A 20,902-nucleotide genomic window follows, 5' to 3' on the forward strand; every position below is an offset into this window, starting at 1 on the left:
GTAACCGGTCTGCCCTGATGATATCACGACGTAACGACAGCGCAACCGCAGACAAGAGGGTTATCACTAGGCAAGACTGTTTCGGATTTCTGACATGGCGTTGATATCACCCGCCATTTTTAAACAAAACCTCATGTATGCTACACAGACGTTATCAACCAATGCACATCGTATATAATTCTTAATCAATTGGTAACGTTTACACAGGAATGTAACCGCGCGCCGGCGACAAGAGGGATACGAATGCCTGATTTTTTCTCTTTTATTAACAACGTACTATGGGGATCAGTGATGATCTACCTGCTCTTCGGCGCAGGCTGTTGGTTCACTTTTCGTTCTGGGTTCGTTCAATTTCGCTATATTCGTCAGTTTGGCAAAAGTCTTAAAAATAGCATTCATCCGCAACGAGGCGGTTTAACTTCTTTTCAATCATTGTGTACCAGTCTCGCCGCGCGTGTCGGCAGCGGCAACCTGGCAGGCGTTGCGCTGGCTATCACCGCAGGTGGGCCGGGTGCCGTTTTCTGGATGTGGGTTGCCGCATTTATTGGCATGGCGACCTCTTTTGCCGAATGTTCCCTTGCCCAGCTTTATAAAGAACGTGACGTCAATGGGCAGTTTCGTGGCGGACCGGCATGGTATATGGCGCGTGGGTTAGGGATGCGCTGGATGGGCGTTCTGTTCGCCGTCTTTTTGCTCATCGCCTACGGACTGATTTTCAGCGGTGTTCAGGCAAATGCTGTCGCTCGCGCGATGAGTTTTGCATTTGATTTCCCTCCGTTAGTAACGGGTGTCATTCTCGCCATTTTTACCTTGTTGGCGATAACTCACGGCATTCATGGCGTCGCCCGGCTAATGCAATGGTTTGTCCCTATTATGGCGTTAATCTGGGTACTCACCAGCCTGGTCATTTGCGCAATGAATATCGGGCAACTTCCACACGTTATTTGGTCTATTTTTGAAAGCGCCTTTGGCTGGCAGGAAGCGGCAGGCGGCGCGGCGGGTTATACCCTGAGTCAGGCGATTACTAACGGTTTTCAGCGCAGTATGTTTTCCAATGAGGCGGGGATGGGATCAACACCGAACGCAGCAGCGGCGGCGGCATCATGGCCACCGCATCCGGCAGCGCAAGGTATTGTTCAGATGATCGGCATCTTTATCGACACGATGGTGATTTGTACGGCAAGCGCCATGCTGATATTGCTGGCTGGTAACGGCACCACCTATTTGCCACTGGAAGGTATCCAACTCATTCAGAAAGCGATGCGTGTATTAATGGGTTCCTGGGGGGCAGAATTTGTCACGATAGTGGTGATTCTATTTGCCTTCAGCTCGATCGTCGCCAACTACATTTATGCCGAAAATAATCTCTTCTTTTTACGGCTGAACAACCGGAAAGCTATCTGGAGTCTGCGTATCTGTATCTTTGTTACGGTCATTGGCGGTACCCTACTGAGCCTTCCGATGATGTGGCAACTGGCCGATATTATTATGGCCTGCATGGCAATCACCAATTTGACAGCGATTTTGCTGCTTTCCCCCGTGGTGCATATCATTGCCAGCGATTATCTGCGCCAGCGAAAACTCGGCGTACGTCCGGTGTTTGATCCGCTGCGCTACCCGGATATCAGTCAGCAACTGTCCCCTGATGCGTGGGATGATTTGTCGCAGGAGTAATCACAACTATCGATCAACTCATCCACTTTTTTTGCTACAGTCGCAGTAAATTTCCTGCAAGGACTGGATATGTTGATTCTGATTTCACCTGCTAAAACACTTGATTATCAAAGCCCTTTGGCCACCACACGCTACACGCTGCCGGAGCTGTTAGACAACTCCCAACAGCTTATTCATGAAGCGCGAAAACTAACGGCACCGCAGATTGGCAAACTGATGAAAATCAGTGACAAGCTGGCCGATCTCAACGCTACCCGCTTTCATGACTGGCAGCCAGATTTCACGCCAGAGAATGCCCGGCAGGCAATTCTGGCATTTAAAGGCGATGTCTATACCGGCTTGCAAGCCGAAACCTTTAGTGAAGAAGATTTCGCTTTTGCCCAGCAGCATTTACGTATGCTTTCCGGTTTGTACGGCGTACTGCGCCCGCTCGATTTAATGCAGCCATACCGTCTGGAGATGGGGATCCGTCTTGAGAATGCGCGGGGTAAAGACCTGTACCAGTTCTGGGGGGATGTGATCACCAACAAGCTAAACGAAGCGCTCGAAGCACAAGGCGATCAGGTGGTGATTAACCTGGCGTCAGATGAGTATTTTAAATCAGTGAAACCGAAGAAATTAAATGCCGAGATAATCAAGCCGGTATTCCTCGATGAGAAGAACGGCAAGTTTAAGGTCATCAGCTTCCATGCTAAAAAAGCGCGTGGCCTGATGAGTCGGTTTATCATTAAAAATCGCCTGACCAAGCCAGAGCAACTGACAGGTTTTAACAGTGAAGGTTACTTCTTCGATGAAGCCTCTTCCAGCAATGGCGAACTGGTGTTTAAACGCTACGAACTGCGTTAAGTTTGTGGTAAATGCCGGAGGTCATCCGGCATTTATATTTAGCGGTGATGTCTGCCAGGCCCCGGATAATGATCATCCCGGTGGTCATGACGATGATCGTCACGATGATCGCGATGATTATTATAGTGCGGCTGCAGTCCGTATGGGTGCCAGCGATTGCCTCGCCATTCATAATTTCTGTGCCACCAGTCGTGGTCACGCCAGTAACCGCCATCCCAGTAGAAACCGCGATAATCACGATCGCCAATCTGTAACTTTACTGATGGCACCAGCATTATTTCCTCAGCCTGCGCTGCCATAGGAGCAACCAGAATCAGGGAAAATGCGAGTAAGAGAGATTGCATCTTTTTCACAGGTGACTCCTTATTATCATTGCCAGTTATGGGCCGATATAAGGAGCTTACGGTAAAAGAATCCTCGTTGTCATTATCCAATCTAAGTTACCGCATTTATTGAAAATTTCTCCTTTTTTTCTGTCGATTTTTCTCATATTTTCTCCACAAAAAAGCCGAGCTGTATAAACACAAGCCCGGCTATTTTTTCGGAATTTAATGGATATTAATTATGATTCATCATGAGTTTGCGCAGCGCAGCAAAATCGGCAGGCAGACTATGTGAAAGTAAGGGTAAATCAGCACGTTCTGCCAGCTCTTTTGGCAGTTCCAGCGTTTCACCAAGAATCACTTCCACGCTCTCTTTAAACTTCGCCGGGTGCGCGGTGCCGAGGAACAGGCCATATTCTCCCGGATGAAGCTGATCACGCAGCGCACGGTAAGCCACGGCAGCATGCGGTTCCGAGGTATAGCCCAGTGCTTTTAACTCACGCATTGTCTGCCGGGTGGTTTCATCATCCACCGCCGCATAACCCAGCTCCTTCAGTTGCCAGATTTTACGGCGGAACAACTCTTCCACTCGCGGCCAGTTGTTTGGCTGGCTGACATCCATCGCATTGGATAATGTCGCCTGGGTAGCTTTAGGCGCCCACTGGCCTTCATGCAAGAACCGCGGCACTGTATCGTTCACGTTGGTCGCAGCGATAAAACGCTTCACCGGCAGACCGAGTGATTTCGCCAGCAATCCTGCCGTCAAATCGCCGAAGTTTCCGCTTGGAACTGAAACAACCAGCTGGTTGCGCGCTTCCTGCGGCAACTGCGCCACGGCTTCAAAGTAATAGCAAATCTGCGCCAGCAAGCGACTGATGTTAATGGAGTTAGCAGAGTTCAGCCCCAGCGCCACTTTCAGTTCTTCATCATCGAACGCCTGTTTCACAAGAGCCTGGCAAGCATCAAAATCGCCGTCGATGGCAACAGTTTCAATATTGCCACCCAGCGTACAGAACAGTTTTTCTTGCAGTGGACTGATTTTGCCGCGCGGGTAAAGGATGACCACTTTAACATTCGGTAAACCGTAGAAAGCGTGAGCCACTGCCGCTCCGGTGTCGCCAGAAGTCGCAGTCAGAATGGTCACTGGCTTATCGCCCGCAATATGAGTCAGCATTTGCGCCATAAAGCGACCGCCGAAATCTTTAAATGCCAGCGTTGGCCCGTGGAACAACTCCAGACAACCGACGTCATTTTCAACTTCGGCAACCGGAGCCGGGAAAGCAAACGCCGCGCGCACGCGCTCTTCCAGTACTTCCTGTGGGATCTCATCACCAATAAACGCCGAGAGGATCTTCGCGCTGCGAGTGACGAAATCCAGTTTCAGCATCTCATCAATTTCGGTCAGACTGAATTCCGGTAGCTCATGAGGGAAAAACAACCCCTGATTTTTGCCCAATCCCTGCGTTACGGCTTGCGCAAAACTGACCTGTTCGTTGTGATCTTTCAGATTGTAGAGTTTCATTTAGTTTTCCAGTACTCGTGCGCCCGCCGTATCCAGCTGGCAAATATGAACAAAACCTTCCTGATTTTGCAGGTAATTCTTACCTAACCAGTCGGCAACTCGCTGGGCGGTATCCAGTTTATCGCACAGGGCGAACAAGGTCGGCCCGGAGCCGGAGATACCGCTCGCTACCGCGCCGATTTCCGCGACAGCCTGTCGTGCCTGCCTGAAGCCAGGCAGTAAACGTTCACGGTAAGGTTCAGCGATAACATCTTTCATCAGCTTCGCGGCAAGTTCAGGCTGGCGGGAATAGCAGGCATGAATGAAGCCCGCCAGATGTCGCCCGTGAGCAATGCAATCCTGGCGGCGATACTGCGCCGGTAAAATAGCCCGCGCTTCTGCCGTCGAGACTTTAATCCCCGGATACGCCAACACCCATAACCACTCATCAAATCCTGGTACCTGCTGGCTGATGATGCCGTTTTCTTCGATCATCAACTGCATGCCGCCAAGAAAGCACGGTGCCACGTTGTCGTAATGAATGCTGCCGGAGATACGCCCTTCCAGTTCGCCCATCAAGGCCAGCAGGCGGGTATCATTGAGCGGCTTACCGCAGTGTTCATTCATCGCCACCAGCGCCGCGACCACCGAACAGGCGCTGGAACCTAAGCCAGAACCGATCGGCATATTCTTTTCCAGGGTCATCGCCACCGGAATTTGCTTACCCACTTCCTGGCAAAAACGCTCCCAGCACTGATAAACGATATTTTCCTGCGGTTCTGACGGCAGCTTGCCTGCAAACCGTCCAAGATTGTTGAGACTGAAGCGCTCTGCTGACTCAACCGTCACTACATCTCCCAGCAAGGAACCATCAACAGGCACCACCGCCGCCCCGAGCACATCAAACCCGACGCTCATATTGGCACTGGAAGCCGGAGCATAAACCTTAACCATTTTAGACTCCTAACTTCCATGAGAGGGTGCGCAGCAGATCGGCAAAGACACCGGCAGCTGTAACGTCATTACCCGCACCGTATCCGCGCAGGACCAGCGGCAGTGGCTGATAATAGTGGCTATAGAAGGCCAATGCGTTTTCGCCGTTTTTCACTTTGAACAGCGGATCGTTGCCATCCACTTCAGCAATCTTCACGCGGCAGACGCCATCTTCATCAATATTGCCAACATAGCGCAAAACTTTTCCTTCATCACGGGCCTTCGCTACGCGCGCGGCAAAGAGATCGTCGAGCTGTGACAGATTCGCCATAAAAGTCGCAACATCGCCTTCCGCGTTAAACTCTGCGGGCAGCACAGATTCGATTTCGATATCCGCCAGTTCCAGTGATCGTCCAGTTTCACGAGCGAGAATCAACAGCTTGCGCGCCACATCCATACCAGAAAGATCATCTCGCGGATCCGGTTCGGTATAACCCATTTCTCTTGCCAGCGTGGTGGCCTCGGAGAAGCTCATCCCTTCGTCTAACTTACCGAAGATGAAAGAAAGCGAACCAGAAAGAATGCCAGAGAATTTCATCAATTCATCACCCGCGTTGAGCAGGTTTTGTAAGTTCTCAATGACCGGCAACCCCGCACCGACGTTGGTGTCATAAAGGAATTTACGCCGTGATTTTTCCGCCGCGTAACGCAGCTGATGGTAGTAATCCATCGACGAGGTGTTGGCCTTTTTGTTCGGAGTCACCACGTGGAAACCTTCGCGCAGGAAGTCGGCATATTGATCCGCCACCGCCTGGCTGGAAGTGCAATCGACAATCACCGGATTCAGCAAATGATATTCTTTCACCAGGCGAATTAAGCGCCCAAGGTTGAACGGCTCTTTGGCTTGCGCCAGTTCTTCCTGCCAGTTATCCAGGTTAAGGCCATGCACATTAGTCAGCAGCGCCTTCGAGTTAGCAACGCCGCAAACGCGTAAATCGATGTGTTTGTTCTTCAGCCAGCTTTGCTGACGTTTCAGTTGCTCCAGCAGCGCGCCGCCAACGCCACCGACGCCAATCACAAACACTTCGATAACCTGATCGGTATTGAACAGCATCTGGTGGGTAACGCGTACACCAGTGGTCGCATCATCGTTATTTACCACGACAGAGATTGAGCGTTCAGAAGACCCTTGAGCAATGGCGACAATGTTGATATTGGCGCGGGCCAGTGCGGCAAAGAATTTCGCCGAGATCCCACGCAAGGTGCGCATACCATCGCCCACCACCGAGATAATAGCCAGCCGTTCAGTGACCGCCAGCGGCTCCAGCAAACCTTCTTTCAGTTCCAGGTAGAACTCTTCCTGCATCGCGCGTTCAGCACGCGCACAGTCGCTTTGTGGTACGCAGAAACTGATACTGTATTCGGAAGATGATTGCGTAATCAGCACCACTGAAATGCGGGCGCGTGACATTGCCGCAAAGACGCGCGCCGCCATGCCGACCATTCCTTTCATCCCCGGACCAGAAACGCTGAACATTGCCATGTTATTCAGATTGGAAATGCCCTTGACCGGTAATTCATCTTCATCTCGGCTGGCGCCAATGAGCGTACCTGGTGCTTGAGGATTTCCGGTATTTTTAATCAGACAAGGGATCTGGAACTGAGCGATAGGGGTAATGGTGCGAGGGTGAAGAACTTTAGCGCCGAAGTAGGAAAGCTCCATCGCTTCCTGGTACGACATCGACTTCAACAGCCTCGCATCGGGCACCTGACGCGGGTCGCAAGTATAGACACCGTCGACATCCGTCCAGATCTCGCAACAATCGGCGCGTAAACAGGCGGCGAGTACCGCGGCGGAGTAGTCAGAACCGTTACGTCCCAGCACCACCAGCTCACCTTTTTCATTACCGGCGGTAAAACCAGCCATCAGCACCATATGGTCAGCCGGAATGCGGCTTGCCGCAATACGGCGGGTGGACTCAGCAATATCGACCGTAGATTCGAGGTAATGACCGATTGCCAGCAGCTTTTCGACCGGATCGATAACGGTAACGTTGTGACCACGCGCTTCCAGTACCCCGGCCATAATGGCGATCGACATTTTTTCACCACGGCAAATCAGCGCGGCGTTGATGCTGTCCGGGCATTGCCCCAACAAGCTAATGCCATGCAAGACATGTTTGATTTGGGCAAATTCTTGATCAACGAAGGCTTTCAATTGCACCAGCGGGAATCCTGGTTGGGCGGCGGCGAGTCCCGTCAGAAGTTCGGCAAAAATACGTTCGGCATCGCTGATATTGGGTAAAGCATCCTGACCGCTAATGGTTTTTTCAATCATTGCGACCAGATGGTTGGTAATTTTGGCGGGGGCAGAGAGGACGGTGGCCACCTGCCCCTGCCTGGCATTGCTCACCAGAATATCGGCAACCCGCAGAAAACGTTCTGCATTTGCCACTGATGTACCGCCGAACTTCAACACTCGCATGGTTGTTACCTCGTTACCTTTGGTCGAAAAAAAAGCCCGCACTGTCAGGTGCGGGCTTTTTTCTGTGTTTCCTGTACGCGTCAGCCCGCACCGTTACCTGTGGTAATGGTGATGGTGGTGGTAATGGTGGTGCTGATGCGTTTCATGGATGTTGTGTACTCTGTAATTTTTATCTGTCTGTGCGCTATGCCTATATTGGTTAAAGTATTTAGTGACCTAAGTCAATAAAATTTTAATTTGCTCACGGCAGGTTACCAGTTCATAGAGTGCTGGTAGATGCTCTTTTTTTAATCCACACAGAGACATATTGCCCATTGCAGTCAGAATAAAAATCTGAAAACGCCCTTCCTTGTCGTTTTTTATTTGGTGATATTTTTTTCAATATCATGCAATAAACGATGCAACATGGCCGTGTCTCGTTGCTCCAACAGCCCGATGCGTTGTTGTAACCAGTCGACCAGTTTGGTGTCATCTGCCACCGCCAGAGTCGTTAACAATGACATGGCTCGTTCACGTAAAGCCTGCAGTTGAAATGGGTCCGCCGTTGCTGCAGATTCCACCGGTTGTTGTATTAATGTTGCTAATTGATAGCAATAGACCATCACCGCCTGCCCCAAATTCAGTGATGGATAATCCGCCACCATTGGCACGCCGGTGAGGACATCAGCAAGCGCCAACTCTTCGTTAGTCAAGCCGGAATCTTCGCGACCAAAGACCAGCGCCGCATGGTTCATCCATGTCGATTTTTCCTCCAGTAGCGGCACCAGTTCTATTGGCGTGGCGTAGTAATGGTATTTCGCCCGACTGCGCGCAGTGGTAGCAACGGTAAAATCAACGTCGTGTAGCGATTCAGCCAGCGTTGGAAAAACTTTAATATTATCAATAATATCACCAGAACCATGCGCCACCCAGCGGGTAGCTGGTTCCAGGTGTGCCTGGCTATCGACAATGCGCAGCTCGCTAAATCCCATTGTTTTCATCGCCCGAGCCGCTGCACCAATATTTTCAGCTCTGGCAGGTGCTACCAGAATGATCGTTATACGCATGTTGCCACTCTTCTTGATCAAATAACCGCGAACAGGGTGATGAATGTCAACTTATTACGCGGAGAGAATTTACAAATTAGTAACGTAAGTCGCAGAAAAAGCCCTTCACTTAACTTAAAAAAAGCTAAACTATTTCCTGACTATACTAACGGTGTAATTGTTAAAAATTGCTACATATCCTTCTGTTTACTTAGGATAATTTTATAAAAAATAAATCTCGACAATTGGATTCACCACGTTTATTAGTTGTATAAGGCAACTAGTTGTATTATTAAAATAATGTGACGAAAGCTAGCATTTAGATACGATGATTTCATCAAACTGTTAACGTGCTACAATTGAACTTGATATATGTCAACGAAGCGTAGTTTTATTGGGTGTCCGGCACGTCTTAGCCTGTTATGTTGCTGTTAAAATGGTTAGGATGACAGCCGTTTTTGACACTGTCGGGTCCTGAGGGAAAGTACCCACGACCAAGCTAATGATGTTGTTGACGTTGATGGAAAGTGCATCAAGAACGCAATTACGTACTTTAGTCATGTTACGCCGATCATGTTAATTTGCAGCATGCATCAGGCAGGTCAGGGACTTTTGTACTTCCTGTTTCGATTTAGTTGGCAATTTAGGTAGCAAACATGCAGACCCCGCACATTCTTATCGTTGAAGACGAGTTGGTAACACGCAACACGTTGAAAAGTATTTTCGAAGCGGAAGGCTATGATGTTTTCGAAGCGACAGATGGCGCGGAAATGCATCAGATCCTCTCTGAATATGACATCAACCTGGTGATCATGGATATCAATCTGCCGGGTAAGAACGGTCTTCTGTTAGCGCGTGAACTGCGCGAGCAGGCGAATGTTGCGTTGATGTTCCTGACTGGCCGTGACAACGAAGTCGATAAAATTCTCGGCCTCGAAATCGGTGCAGATGACTACATCACCAAACCGTTCAACCCGCGTGAACTGACTATTCGTGCACGCAACCTGCTGTCTCGTACCATGAATCTGGGTACAGTCAGCGAAGAACGCCGTAGCGTTGAAAGCTATAAGTTCAATGGTTGGGAACTGGACATCAACAGCCGTTCATTGATCGGTCCTGATGGCGAGCAGTACAAACTGCCGCGTAGCGAGTTCCGTGCCATGCTTCACTTCTGTGAAAACCCAGGCAAAATTCAGTCTCGTGCTGAACTGCTGAAGAAAATGACCGGCCGTGAGCTGAAACCGCACGACCGTACTGTAGACGTGACGATCCGTCGTATTCGTAAACACTTCGAATCTACGCCGGATACGCCGGAAATCATCGCCACCATTCACGGTGAAGGTTATCGCTTCTGCGGTGATCTGGAAGATTAATCGGCTTTACCACCGTCCAAAAAAACGGCGCTTTTTAGCGCCGTTTTTTTATTTCCAGATACGTAACTCATCGTCCGTTGTGACTTCTTTACTGGCTTTCATTTTCGGTAGTGAAAACGCATACCAGTCGATATTCCGCGTCACAAACATCATGCCGGCCAGCGCCACCACCAGCACACTGGTTCCCAACAACAGTGCGCTATCGGCAGAGTTGAGCAGTCCCCACATCACACCATCCAGCAACAACAGCGCGAGGGTAAACAACATGCTATTGCGCCAACCTTTTAATACCGCCTGCAAGTAAATACCGTTCATTAATGCCCCTATCAAGCTGGCAATTACCCATGCCACGGTAAAACCGGTATGTTCAGAAAGCGCCAGCAAGAGCAAATAAAACATCACCAATGACAGCCCCACCAGCAAATATTGCATCGGGTGCAAACGTTGCGCGGTGAGCGTTTCAAAAACAAAGAAGGCCATAAAAGTCAGCGCAATCAGCAAAATAGCGTACTTAGTCGCCCTGTCCGTTAATTGATACTGATCGGCAGGCGTAGTGACTGCGACGCTAAACGCCGGGAAGTTTTCCCAGCCGGTATCATTGCCTGAAGCAAAACGCTCACCGAGATTATTGGCAAACCAGCTACTTTGCCATTGCGCCTGAAAACCGGATGCACTTATTTCTCGTTTCGCTGGCAAAAAATCACCTAAAAAACTGGGATGCGGCCAGTTGCTGGTTAAGGTCATTTCGCTATTACGCCCGGCAGGCACCACAGAAAGATCGCCGGTACCGCTTAAATTCAGTGCCATATTCAGCTTCAGGTTCTGCTTCCGCCAGTCCCCTTCGGGTAAAGGGATATGCACGCCCTGCCCGCCTTGCTCTAACCCGGTACCGGGTTCAATGGTCAGCGCTGTTCCGTTAACTTCAGGCGCTTTCACCACACCAATACCACGCGCATCCCCGACGCTAATCACAATAAATGGCTTGCCTAAGGTGATATTTGGCGCGTCGAGTTCGCTAAGACGCGAAACATCAAAATCGGCTTTTAGCGTTAAATCACTGTGCCAGACCTGACCGGTATAAATACCAATCTTGCGTTCTTCCACATTCTGATTACCATCAACCATCAACGACTCAGGTAACCAAAAATGGATAAAACTTCGTTTCCGCTCCACGGTTTTATCCTCTTCCTGCACCGTATAAAGCTCGGTCACAGGAATAGCGATGAGCGGCCCAACGAGTTTTTGCGGCCCGCTGGTACTTTGGCGAATCGCATCTTCCACATCGCTACGGTAATCGGCACGTTCGACAATCACCTGCCGAATCAGCATTATCGGAATCAACAACAGCAATACAGCACCAAACAGGGTGGTCATTTTCCAGAACAGGGGGGATTTCAACATAGTCTTCTCCTTTGCAATGGCGACAGGATATGAAGGCTATGTGGGAAGAATTTGAAGTTATGTGAAGTGACGGTGAAGTCGAAGCAAGGCCAATACGCCGCCTTCCGGCACGTTGTGCAACGTGACTTCGCCATTAAGCAAACGGGCAACTTCACTGACAAACGCCAGCCCCAGACCACTGCTTTTTTGCCCATTCGCACGCGGCAAAGAGTAGAAACGCTCAAAAATACGTGACAGCGCGTAGTCAGGAATACCACTACCGGTATCCAGCACATTAAGCGTGACGTGTTCCTGATCCACTTCGGCGCTTAGCGTTATGCGACCGCTCTCGGGGGTAAAATCGATGGCATTATCCAGCAAATTCCCCAGCGCCTGCTCCAGTAACGCCGGTTCAGCAGCAACGTTAACCTCGGTGGGCATAACATTAAGAGTGATATTTTTTTCTGCCAACTGCACGGTGCGCGCTTCACTGACTCGGCGAAATAATGCCGCCACATCAACCGCAGAAAGAACGACCTCCTGGCGATTCTCCAGTCTTGCCTGGCGTAGTAGCGTTTCCACCAGCGCCTGCATTCGCGCGTTTTGCGTCAGAATATTGTCGGTAAAACGGGCTACCACTTCCGGTGGCGGACCTTCGCGTAAAATTTCCGCCGCGCCACGAATTGCCGCCAGCGGACTTTTCAACTCATGAGTTAACGCGTAGACATACTGCTCAATATAGTTTTTCCCCTCCAGTTTCACGCGCATACTTTCCAGCGCCTGCGCTAACTTACGCAGCTCGCTACTGCCGAGTTCAGGAAGCGGAACGGGCTTATTGTCGGTAACGGAATCAGCATAACGAGTGAGCCGGGCAATGGAGCGGTTGATCCACCAAACCATTCCTGCGCCGATTACCAGCGCAATTCCCAGCAAAATGGCGCTCGCCCATAAAATTCGCCGCTCGCTGCGTTTAATCACCGGTGCCATCGCCGCGTTCGGTTTGCCTACGCTCAAAACGCCAACCAGCCGCGTGCCGTCCATAATAGGTGCGGCAACATACATCACAGAACTTTCGGGATCGGCAGGATTTTGCAACGTACTGCGCGCACCATACTGACCACGCAACGTTAGCCAGACATCATTCCAGCGCGAATAATCCTGCCCGACGGCTTTATTGGCCGAATCAAACAATACTTTGCCCTGCGCATCAGTCATATAGACATGATATTCGTTGCGCACTTTGTTGATGCCGCTGATATTGGCGCGAAACGGGCGATGTTGTAGCTGGTTAAATGCCTGCGCCAACTGCCCATGCGTTGGGTCACCAGAGAGCAAATCGGCACGCGCCAGCTCCGCCAGCAACGTTGCCGTATCGATCAACGTCCCTTCCGTCGCCCTTCGCACGCCCGGTTTAACTTCTTTGACAAAAATAGCCAGTACGAACCAGGCGGCTACCGCCACCAGTAAAAAATACCCCAGCAACAGCCGCATGCCGATACGCATTACAGGCTCCTCAGGCTGTATCCCATGCCGCGATGGGTATTGATCGGCGAAAGCTCGGGATTAATAGCGCGCAGTTTGGCACGCAGCGTTTTAATGTGAGTATCGACAGTGCGATCGTAGGTGTCCTGCGCATCTTCCCAGACGCTATCCATCAGTTGCTGACGGGACCAGACGCGGCCCGGCGACTTAAGTAACGTTTTCAGCAACAAAAACTCATACCGTGTTAGCGTTAACGGCGTGTCAAACCAGCTGATCTGCGCCGCAGGTTCATTCAGTTCAAAATGACCAATACGGATGACGGGAGAAGGCGTAGAAAACTTCTTCACCCGACGCAGTAAGGTGCGCACTCTGGCGCACACTTCGCGGGGTGAAAACGGTTTAGCCACGTAGTCGTCAGCGCCTATTTCCAGTCCAAGCAGGCGATCCACCTCTTCACTACGGGCTGTCAGGAACAGTACAGGTAGCGCCGGATGGATCGCCAGCAACTGACGGCACAATTCAAAGCCGCTGATATCCGGCAGACCTACATCGAGAATAATGACGTCGGGAACCTGCTGGCGTGCTTTATCCAGCACCGGTAAGCCTCGCTCAAAGACCTCGACGGCAAAACCTTCCTGCTGCAACATGTAGACCAGCGTGTCGGCTATCCCTTGCTCGTCTTCCACTAACCAGACCGTTTCCCGTTGCATATATCGCCTCTGTTATTGCCGCCACGGCATGACAGGCACCGCGCTAATCGCGTTTTTCGGCGACCCATCTACAACTTTGTCGGAGTAGGCCAGGTAAGCGAGCGCGTTGCGTTTGGCGTCATAGAAGCGTACGACCTGTAACGACTTAAAGACCAGCGACGTACGTTTTTTGAATACCACTTCGCCCTGAGCTTTGCCGTTTTTAATGCGCTCTGACAGTTCAATCGGCCCGACTTGCTGGCAGGAAATAGCCGCATCGGAAGTATCTTCCGCCAGGCCCAATCCCCCTTTAATACCGCCGGTTTTTGCCCGACTCACATAACAGGTGACATTTTTCACATCGGGATCGTCAAAGGCTTCTACGACAATTTTGTGATCCGGGCCGATCATTTTAAATACGGTATCGACCGAACCAATTTCTTCCGCATGTGCCAATGGCCCCAGCATTATCAGGCTTAAAGACAGGATCAAATGCTTGTATTTCATATTGTTACCATTTTTATAAGTTACACAGAGCAATTAGTTCGTCACGGTAAATAACATATTGATTAAGAACAAAATCTCAACACTTTTCTTTCCGTCAAGACCTAAAACATACTCTGCTAAGAAAAAAACACTGAATGCTAAAACAGCAAAAAATGCTATTATCCAATTACCTGATGTCAGGTGCTCGTTGTGAAAGGATGAGGATATTTTATGGATCAGGCCGGCATTATTCGCGACCTTTTAATCTGGTTGGAAGGTCATCTGGATCAGCCACTGTCGCTCGACAATGTAGCGGCGAAAGCAGGTTATTCCAAGTGGCACTTACAGAGAATGTTTAAAGATGTCACTGGCCATGCTATTGGCGCGTATATTCGTGCTCGTCGTTTGTCGAAATCGGCGGTTGCACTACGCCTGACCGCGCGCCCAATTCTGGATATTGCGCTGCAATACCGCTTTGACTCTCAACAGACATTTACTCGTGCATTCAAGAAGCAGTTTGCCCAGACTCCCGCACTTTACCGCCGTTCTCCTGAATGGAGCGCCTTTGGTATTCGCCCACCGCTGCGTCTGGGTGAATTCACCATGCCAGAGCACAAATTTGTCACGCTGGAAGACACGCCGCTGATTGGTGTTACCCAGAGTTACTCCTGTTCGCTGGAGCAAATCTCTGATTTCCGCCATGAAATGCGTTATCAGTTCTGGCACGATTTTCTTGGCAACGCGCCGACCATTCCGCCAGTACTTTACGGCCTGAATGAAACGCGTCCAAGCCAGGATAAAGACGACGAGCAAGAGGTGTTCTACACCACCGCGTTGGCTCAGGAGCAAGCAGACGGCTATGTACTGACGGGGCATCCGGTGCTGTTGCAGGGCGGCGAATATGTGATGTTTACCTATGAAGGTCTGGGAACCGGCGTGCAGGAATTTATCCTGACGGTGTACGGAACCTGTATGCCGATGCTGAACCTGACGCGCCGTAAAGGTCAGGATATTGAGCGATACTATCCGGCAGAAGATGCCAAAGCGGGAGATCGCCCAATTAATCTGCGCTGCGAACTGCTGATTCCAGTACGTCGTTAACGCTGCAGCTCGTCTAATGCAGGGGCGTCCAGATGCGAGATGTCCCCTGCTGTTTCAACTACCCAACCAGACGCCAGCCACAGGCTTTCCTGATAATCCACGCGCGAAATAGAACAGTTACGCAGACGTAAGCGGCGTTCTGCCCATGCAGGTAGGCCCAGAATAGTACTCACCAGGCATCCCAGCGCGATACCGTGGCTCACCAGTAGCGGTCGACTTCCCTGCGGCAAATCCCGACAAGATTCCAGAGCAGCATTGACGCGCTCGCTCAGTTCCTGCATTGACTCGCCTTCAGGAATACGCCCGTCAACAGTGCCATTTACCAGTTGGCGACGCCAGTTCTCTTCTTCTTCGGTCAGAGAGTCGATATGTCTTTTTTCCAGCACGCCCATATTTAATTCACGCAGGCGGGAATCAAAGATTATGTCACAGCCGCAAGCCTGAGCGATGATTTCCGCCGTGCGCCGGGTGCGACCTAAATCGCTACTGATGATATGTGTGATTCCAAGCTCTTTGGCACGTGCCGCCACCTGCATTGCTTGTTGCTCACCTTTGGCAGTCAGTGGGCTATCAGACTGACCCTGAATACGTCGCTCGGCGTTCCACTGCGTTTCACCGTGGCGGACTAGGTATACCTGTAACATGCTTTTTTTCCGTATACTGCTGTAACGTTAATTTTTGAGTAATCCTGATTATGCACCATGTTGTCTGTGCGACCACCAATCCCGCTAAAATTCAGGCCATTCTGCAGGCATTTCACGAGATCTTCGGCGAAGGATCCTGCCACATTGAGTCCGTTGCCGTCGAGAGCGGCGTACCGGAACAACCCTTTGGCAGTGAGGAAACGCGCGCTGGCGCACGAAATCGGGTAGAAAATGCCCGCCGTTTACATCCAGAGGCTGATTTTTGGGTGGCGATTGAAGCAGGCATCGATGGCGACAGCACCTTCAGCTGGGTGGTCATTGAAAGCACCAACCAACGTGGCGAGGCGCGTTCGGCTACTTTGCCGTTACCTGCGGTGATTCTGCAGAAAGTGCGTGAGGGTGAGGCGCTTGGCCCCGTGATGTCGCGTTATACCGGTATTGATGAGATTGGTCGTAAGGAAGGAGCCATCGGCGTGTTTACCGCCGGGAAACTCACTCGCGCCAGCGTCTATCACCAGGCGGTGATCCTGGCGCTGAGTCCGTTTCATAATGCCGTGTATCAGTCATTGTAAACCGGATAAGGCGTTCACGCCGCATCCGGCATTCGGTGCACAATGCCTGATGCGACGCTGACGCGTCTTATCAGGCCTACAAAATCAATCGCTTTTCAGCAACACGTCTTCCAGCCACTGGCGCAGCTCAACGGGGGCGGCTTTCAGACTGTTAGATCCACGCGTAATGGTCGCGATGCCCGCGCCGAGTTCATTTTTTAACTCGCGCTGGCTCATTTCACCACGCAGCAACTCTTCGACAATACGCACGCGAGTCCCCAATGCTTCGCGCTCATCTGGCGTCAGCATCAGATTTAACAACGGTAAATGGAGATCGTTTTCGTAGGCATTCTTAAGCAGGTCGACAAAACGTAACCACTCCTGGTGACGCTGTTCTGCCATCGCTGCTGAATAGGGTGATTGCTGGGCCATAGTGTGTCGCCATTGTTAGCGGGGGAAGCAAAATGCCTCCCCCGGTTGTACTCGCTAAAGAGTACGATAGCATATCATAAAGGTTCAAATCAGTAACGACGTCCCCATTCCGTAGCGCTCAAAAGCGTGGGCTTATCGCCCATGAAATAGCGATAGTACGCGTCATAAGCCAGCACATTTTTCACATAACCGCGCGTCTCGGAAAACGGAATACTCTCGACAAACGCCACCGCGTCGATACGCCCGGCGCTGTTACCAAGCCACGTGCGCACCCGCCCTGGACCGGCGTTATAAGCTGCCGAGGAGAAAATACGGTTATTGCCAAACTGCTGATAAACATATTGCAGGTAACTGGTGCCAATGTTGATGTTCGTTTCCGGATCCAGCAATTGCCCAGGGCTGCTATAACCAGGAATAGAGAACATCTTCACCGTCTGAGTCGCCGTACCGGGCATAATCTGCATCAGACCGCTGGCTCCTACCGGTGATTTCACCTTCGGATTCCAGGCGCTCTCCTGACGGGCAATCGCCATTGCATAGCTTTGCGGGATATCTTTACCGTTGGTGTAACGTTCGAAGAGATCGTTGTAGGCCAGGGGGAATCGTTCTTCCAGATGATCCCACAATTTCCCGGCGATTGTTGCCTGAACACTGAGATCCCACCAGTGATTATTAAAGGCATAGCGTGCCAATTGCGCCTGCTCTGTTTTTGACTTGCTCTTCACCAGATTGGCCCACTCGCTACGTGCGGTGTTATCCATATTCCAGTACATCAACTCGCGCACGCGCGCCATCTCCGGCCCCTGGGTCAGGGCGCTGTCAACGTTCTGCGGCGCTTTATCAATCTTTAGTTGATACTCTTCGCCAATACGTTGCGCAGCGACCATCGGGTAAAATCCACGCTGTTGCATGAGTTGATGCAAAATCTCTTTTGCTTCAGCTTCACGCCCGCGTTCCAGCAGTATATCCGCCTGCCAGTAGCGCCATTCATCTTTATCTTTCGCCTCTATTGGCAGACGCGCCAGCCAGGTATTCAGACCACGGCGATCGCCAGTGCCAAGCGCCATCCGCACGCGGCGTTCAATTAACGACGTGGATTGCGAACGCATAATCGCGTCATCACGCCATTTCGCCTGCTCATCGGTGACATCGTTGCCCATCAAACGCCAGGCGACGATATCGCGCAACTCCTGAATCTGATCTTCATTAAGCTGCTGCGCCTGGGCAAGTGAAGGGATCATCAGCCGTGCATTTTCAGCATCCTGACGTGCCACGCTGGCAAATGCCACCGCCGCCATCTGACGGGTAAAATCGGTCGCGCCGGTGGAACGCGCGAAGGTCAGTACAGTATTAGGATCATTCGCCAGCGAAATAATTGCCGAAGCAATAGTCTGGTAATCGGCAGGCATTTGCCCTGCCAGCACCGTCACCAGCCCGGTATTGCCTGCTTTCATCGCAAGGCGGATACGCTCTAAATATGCCAGGGGTTCTTGTTTTCCGGACGCACGCCAGACGCTAAATAACTTGTCACAAGCGTTAGGCTGGCTCTTTCCGGTTAGCCACAGCTCTTTCGCCCCCTGCCAGGCTTCTTCACTCTGCCCGGTGTTCCATTTTGCATAGTAGTAATTACACTGGGCTTCGGTTGTGCCTGGCTTTTCCGGGCTAAAGGCTAACAAGCCACGCCAGTCTTCGCGTCGCGCCAGTTCATTGACGAAACGAGATTGCAGCGTGCGAGCAGGAGGAAGCGTGGGGTTAGCGCGAACAAAGTTAGTAACCGTCACCGCCGGTTGATTCATCAGGTCATCGGTGATCTGGCGATATTCCAGGTAGGGGTATAACGGGTAATCCTTCAGTCCAGGCATCATTTGTTCGACCACATCCATTTGTCGATTATCCCAGGCCTGCTTGATTTGCGCGTAACGGCTACGCTGCTCATCCAGTGAGTCGGCTCGCGCCACGCTGCTGACCGTCAGCAGACAGACACCGGCAGCCAACAGCCGCCAGGTAACTTGTTTGGCTTTTTCCACAAGCGCACCCTCTAAGTGTAAATACATCAATGCAGCATCATGCCGCGTAATAGATTTATGCTAACCAGTCATTGCCGTTTACGCCACGTTACGGACACTTTTTTACTTTTACTGCGAAGGTGATCGACCAACTGGGATTAGGCGGGGAAAAAGGCTACACTTCGCCTTTGAAAACTCATCATCACGATAAACATAGAGGCGAAGTCCAACGTGGCTCAATTCGTTTATACCATGCATCGTGTCGGCAAAGTTGTTCCGCCGAAACGTCATATTTTGAAAAACATCTCTCTGAGTTTCTTCCCTGGGGCAAAAATTGGTGTCCTGGGCCTGAACGGCGCCGGTAAGTCCACCCTGCTGCGCATTATGGCGGGCATTGATAAAGACATCGAAGGTGAAGCGCGTCCGCAGCCAGACATCAAGATTGGTTACCTGCCGCAGGAACCGCAGCTGAACCCGGAACACACCGTGCGTGAGTCCATTGAAGAAGCGGTTTCTGAAGTGGTTAACGCCCTGAAACGTCTGGATGAAGTGTACGCGTTGTATGCCGATCCGGATGCCGATTTTGACAAACTGGCCGCGGAACAAGGCCGTCTGGAAGAGATCATTCAGGCTCACGACGGTCACAACCTGAACGTACAGCTGGAGCGTGCGGCGGATGCGCTGCGTCTGCCGGACTGGGACGCGAAAATCGCTAACCTCTCCGGTGGTGAGCGTCGTCGCGTGGCGTTGTGCCGTCTGCTGCTGGAAAAACCAGACATGCTGCTGCTCGACGAACCGACCAACCACCTGGATGCCGAATCCGTGGCCTGGCTGGAACGCTTCCTGCACGACTTCGAAGGCACCGTTGTGGCGATTACCCACGACCGTTACTTCCTCGATAACGTTGCAGGCTGGATCCTCGAACTTGACCGCGGTGAAGGTATTCCGTGGGAAGGTAACTACTCCTCCTGGCTGGAGCAGAAAGATCAGCGTCTGGCGCAGGAAGCTTCTCAAGAAGCGGCGCGTCGTAAGTCGATCGAGAAAGAGCTGGAGTGGGTACGTCAGGGTACTAAAGGCCGTCAGTCGAAAGGTAAAGCACGTCTGGCACGCTTTGAAGAGCTGAACAATACCGAATATCAGAAACGTAACGAAACCAACGAACTGTTTATTCCACCTGGACCGCGTCTGGGCGATAAAGTGCTGGAAGTCAGCAACCTGCGTAAATCCTATGGCGATCGTCTGCTGATTGACTCCCTGAGCTTCTCGATCCCGAAAGGGGCGATCGTCGGGATCATCGGTCCGAACGGTGCGGGTAAATCGACTCTGTTCCGTATGATCTCTGGTCAGGAACAACCGGACAGCGGCACCATCACTTTAGGTGAAACGGTGAAACTGGCGTCTGTCGATCAGTTCCGTGACTCAATGGATAACAGCAAAACCGTTTGGGAAGAAGTTTCCGGCGGGCTGGATATCATGAAGATCGGTAACACTGAGATGCCAAGCCGTGCCTACGTTGGCCGCTTTAACTTTAAAGGGGTTGATCAGGGTAAACGCGTTGGCGAACTTTCCGGTGGTGAGCGCGGTCGTCTGCATCTGGCGAAGCTACTGCAGGTTGGCGGCAACATGCTGCTGCTCGACGAACCAACCAACGACCTGGATATCGAAACCCTGCGCGCGCTGGAAAACGCCCTGCTGGAGTTCCCGGGCTGTGCGATGGTTATCTCGCACGACCGTTGGTTCCTCGACCGTATCGCCACGCACATCCTGGACTACCAGGATGAAGGTAAAGTTGAGTTCTTCGAAGGTAACTTTACCGAGTACGAAGAATACAAGAAACGCACGCTGGGTGCAGACGCGCTGGAGCCGAAGCGTATCAAGTACAAGCGTATTGCGAAGTAATGCGTAAAATGCCGGATGCGGCGTGAACGCCTTATCCGGTCTACAAAACCAGAAATTTCAATACGTTGCGAA

At 51.3% G+C, this 20,902-nt stretch carries 20 protein-coding genes and 1 other annotated feature; of the genes, 6 read left to right on the forward strand and 14 right to left on the reverse strand.

Annotated elements, in window-relative coordinates:
• The first annotated feature begins 243 nt into the window (after positions 1-243).
• Both FFT88_RS16090 and yaaA read left to right on the forward strand, forming a co-directional pair.
• Positions 244-1,674, forward strand: coding sequence for a sodium:alanine symporter family protein (locus tag FFT88_RS16090; RefSeq protein WP_135404059.1), 1,431 nt, complete (start codon positions 244-246; stop codon positions 1,672-1,674).
• A 69-nt stretch (positions 1,675-1,743) separates the two neighbouring features.
• Complete coding sequence (yaaA, locus tag FFT88_RS16095; protein ID WP_130204817.1) at positions 1,744-2,520, forward strand: peroxide stress protein YaaA; 777 nt, start codon at positions 1,744-1,746, stop codon at positions 2,518-2,520.
• 38 nt (positions 2,521-2,558) lie between these two features.
• Here yaaA and FFT88_RS16100 read toward each other — a convergent pair whose 3' ends face one another.
• The 7 genes from FFT88_RS16100 to yjjY all read right to left on the reverse strand — a co-directional run bounded on the left by FFT88_RS16100 (position 2,559) and on the right by yjjY (position 9,348).
• A complete protein-coding gene (locus FFT88_RS16100) occupies positions 2,559-2,873 on the reverse strand; it encodes a DUF2502 domain-containing protein (RefSeq protein ID WP_130217502.1) in 315 nt (104 codons plus the stop codon).
• A 205-nt stretch (positions 2,874-3,078) separates the two neighbouring features.
• Positions 3,079-4,365, reverse strand: a complete 1,287-nt coding sequence (gene thrC / locus FFT88_RS16105; protein ID WP_135404058.1) for a threonine synthase — start codon at positions 4,363-4,365, stop codon at positions 3,079-3,081.
• Complete coding sequence (gene thrB / locus FFT88_RS16110; protein WP_135404057.1) at positions 4,366-5,298, reverse strand: homoserine kinase; 933 nt, start codon at positions 5,296-5,298, stop codon at positions 4,366-4,368.
• A 1-nt stretch (position 5,299) separates the two neighbouring features.
• Positions 5,300-7,762 (reverse strand): bifunctional aspartate kinase/homoserine dehydrogenase I, encoded by a 2,463-nt coding sequence (thrA, locus tag FFT88_RS16115; RefSeq protein ID WP_135404056.1) that lies wholly within the window; start codon positions 7,760-7,762, stop codon positions 5,300-5,302.
• Positions 7,763-7,787: 25 nt separating this feature from the next.
• Positions 7,788-7,907: a sequence feature (Thr leader region), on the reverse strand.
• Positions 7,843-7,908: a thr operon leader peptide gene (gene thrL / locus FFT88_RS16120; protein ID WP_001386572.1), complete on the reverse strand. Its 66-nt coding sequence runs from the start codon at positions 7,906-7,908 to the stop codon at positions 7,843-7,845. (Overlaps the previous feature by 65 nt.)
• 213 nt (positions 7,909-8,121) lie before the next feature.
• Positions 8,122-8,808: a tRNA/rRNA methyltransferase gene (locus FFT88_RS16125; RefSeq protein WP_130217510.1), complete on the reverse strand. Its 687-nt coding sequence runs from the start codon at positions 8,806-8,808 to the stop codon at positions 8,122-8,124.
• A gap of 399 nt (positions 8,809-9,207) precedes the next feature.
• A complete protein-coding gene (gene yjjY, locus FFT88_RS16130; protein WP_001303782.1) occupies positions 9,208-9,348 on the reverse strand; it encodes a protein YjjY in 141 nt (46 codons plus the stop codon).
• Positions 9,349-9,443: 95 nt separating this feature from the next.
• Here yjjY and arcA point away from each other — a divergent pair, with 95 nt between their 5' ends.
• A complete protein-coding gene (gene arcA / locus FFT88_RS16135; protein WP_001194358.1) occupies positions 9,444-10,160 on the forward strand; it encodes a two-component system response regulator ArcA in 717 nt (238 codons plus the stop codon).
• 48 nt (positions 10,161-10,208) lie between these two features.
• On the opposite strand, the gene creD is transcribed toward arcA, so the two are convergent.
• The 4 genes from creD to creA are packed head-to-tail and all read right to left on the reverse strand — an operon-like array spanning position 10,209 to position 14,218.
• Positions 10,209-11,561 (reverse strand): cell envelope integrity protein CreD, encoded by a 1,353-nt coding sequence (creD, locus tag FFT88_RS16140; protein WP_135404055.1) that lies wholly within the window; start codon positions 11,559-11,561, stop codon positions 10,209-10,211.
• A gap of 57 nt (positions 11,562-11,618) precedes the next feature.
• Complete coding sequence (gene creC, locus FFT88_RS16145) at positions 11,619-13,043, reverse strand: two-component system sensor histidine kinase CreC (RefSeq protein ID WP_135404054.1); 1,425 nt, start codon at positions 13,041-13,043, stop codon at positions 11,619-11,621.
• A complete protein-coding gene (gene creB, locus FFT88_RS16150) occupies positions 13,043-13,732 on the reverse strand; it encodes a two-component system response regulator CreB (RefSeq protein ID WP_130235878.1) in 690 nt (229 codons plus the stop codon). Before creB ends, creC begins: the two co-directional genes overlap by 1 nt.
• A 12-nt stretch (positions 13,733-13,744) precedes the next feature.
• Entirely contained in the window at positions 13,745-14,218 is a 474-nt protein-coding gene (gene creA, locus FFT88_RS16155) for a protein CreA (RefSeq protein ID WP_000875488.1), read from the reverse strand.
• Between the two features lie 210 nt (positions 14,219-14,428).
• Here creA and robA point away from each other — a divergent pair, with 210 nt between their 5' ends.
• Positions 14,429-15,298, forward strand: a complete 870-nt coding sequence (gene robA / locus FFT88_RS16160; RefSeq protein WP_130204798.1) for an MDR efflux pump AcrAB transcriptional activator RobA — start codon at positions 14,429-14,431, stop codon at positions 15,296-15,298.
• On the opposite strand, the gene gpmB is transcribed toward robA, so the two are convergent.
• Positions 15,295-15,942, reverse strand: coding sequence for a 2,3-diphosphoglycerate-dependent phosphoglycerate mutase GpmB (gene gpmB / locus FFT88_RS16165; RefSeq protein ID WP_059216559.1), 648 nt, complete (start codon positions 15,940-15,942; stop codon positions 15,295-15,297). The two genes, robA and gpmB, sit on opposite strands and share 4 nt — an antisense overlap.
• Positions 15,943-15,992: 50 nt before the next feature.
• Here gpmB and yjjX point away from each other — a divergent pair, with 50 nt between their 5' ends.
• Positions 15,993-16,514 (forward strand): inosine/xanthosine triphosphatase, encoded by a 522-nt coding sequence (gene yjjX / locus FFT88_RS16170; protein ID WP_135385075.1) that lies wholly within the window; start codon positions 15,993-15,995, stop codon positions 16,512-16,514.
• Positions 16,515-16,598: 84 nt separating this feature from the next.
• Here the strand turns inward: yjjX and trpR are convergent, their stop codons facing one another.
• Together trpR and sltY are read right to left on the reverse strand one after the other, a co-directional pair.
• The gene (gene trpR, locus FFT88_RS16175) at positions 16,599-16,925 is read right to left on the reverse strand and encodes a trp operon repressor (protein ID WP_064530383.1); all 327 of its coding nucleotides are present in this window, start codon (positions 16,923-16,925) and stop codon (positions 16,599-16,601) included.
• Between the two features lie 89 nt (positions 16,926-17,014).
• Positions 17,015-18,952: a murein transglycosylase gene (sltY, locus tag FFT88_RS16180; RefSeq protein WP_135404053.1), complete on the reverse strand. Its 1,938-nt coding sequence runs from the start codon at positions 18,950-18,952 to the stop codon at positions 17,015-17,017.
• A 210-nt stretch (positions 18,953-19,162) separates the two neighbouring features.
• On the opposite strand from sltY, the gene ettA reads away from it, so the two are divergent.
• Positions 19,163-20,830 carry an energy-dependent translational throttle protein EttA gene (gene ettA / locus FFT88_RS16185; RefSeq protein ID WP_064530385.1) on the forward strand — a complete coding sequence of 556 codons (1,668 nt, stop codon included), beginning with the start codon at positions 19,163-19,165 and terminating at the stop codon, positions 20,828-20,830.
• The last annotated feature ends 72 nt before the right edge of the window (positions 20,831-20,902 follow it).

The organism is Escherichia sp. E4930 (genome assembly GCF_005845405.1).
GTDB lineage: Bacteria > Pseudomonadota > Gammaproteobacteria > Enterobacterales > Enterobacteriaceae > Escherichia.

Excerpts from the sequence above, each read along its gene's own strand:
- FFT88_RS16090 (WP_135404059.1), top strand. The coding sequence starts at position 244 with ATGCCTGATTTTTTCTCTTTTATTAACAACGTACTATGGGGATCAGTG.
- creA (WP_000875488.1), bottom strand. The coding sequence starts at position 14,218 with ATGAAATACAAGCATTTGATCCTGTCTTTAAGCCTGATAATGCTGGGG.
- FFT88_RS16125 (WP_130217510.1), bottom strand. The coding sequence starts at position 8,808 with ATGCGTATAACGATCATTCTGGTAGCACCTGCCAGAGCTGAAAATATT.
- yjjY (WP_001303782.1), bottom strand. The coding sequence starts at position 9,348 with ATGACTAAAGTACGTAATTGCGTTCTTGATGCACTTTCCATCAACGTC.
- yaaA (WP_130204817.1), top strand. The coding sequence starts at position 1,744 with ATGTTGATTCTGATTTCACCTGCTAAAACACTTGATTATCAAAGCCCT.
- thrC (WP_135404058.1), bottom strand. The coding sequence starts at position 4,365 with ATGAAACTCTACAATCTGAAAGATCACAACGAACAGGTCAGTTTTGCG.
- thrB (WP_135404057.1), bottom strand. The coding sequence starts at position 5,298 with ATGGTTAAGGTTTATGCTCCGGCTTCCAGTGCCAATATGAGCGTCGGG.
- creD (WP_135404055.1), bottom strand. The coding sequence starts at position 11,561 with ATGTTGAAATCCCCCCTGTTCTGGAAAATGACCACCCTGTTTGGTGCT.
- creC (WP_135404054.1), bottom strand. The coding sequence starts at position 13,043 with ATGCGTATCGGCATGCGGCTGTTGCTGGGGTATTTTTTACTGGTGGCG.
- robA (WP_130204798.1), top strand. The coding sequence starts at position 14,429 with ATGGATCAGGCCGGCATTATTCGCGACCTTTTAATCTGGTTGGAAGGT.
- yjjX (WP_135385075.1), top strand. The coding sequence starts at position 15,993 with ATGCACCATGTTGTCTGTGCGACCACCAATCCCGCTAAAATTCAGGCC.
- trpR (WP_064530383.1), bottom strand. The coding sequence starts at position 16,925 with ATGGCCCAGCAATCACCCTATTCAGCAGCGATGGCAGAACAGCGTCAC.
- arcA (WP_001194358.1), top strand. The coding sequence starts at position 9,444 with ATGCAGACCCCGCACATTCTTATCGTTGAAGACGAGTTGGTAACACGC.
- thrA (WP_135404056.1), bottom strand. The coding sequence starts at position 7,762 with ATGCGAGTGTTGAAGTTCGGCGGTACATCAGTGGCAAATGCAGAACGT.
- gpmB (WP_059216559.1), bottom strand. The coding sequence starts at position 15,942 with ATGTTACAGGTATACCTAGTCCGCCACGGTGAAACGCAGTGGAACGCC.
- creB (WP_130235878.1), bottom strand. The coding sequence starts at position 13,732 with ATGCAACGGGAAACGGTCTGGTTAGTGGAAGACGAGCAAGGGATAGCC.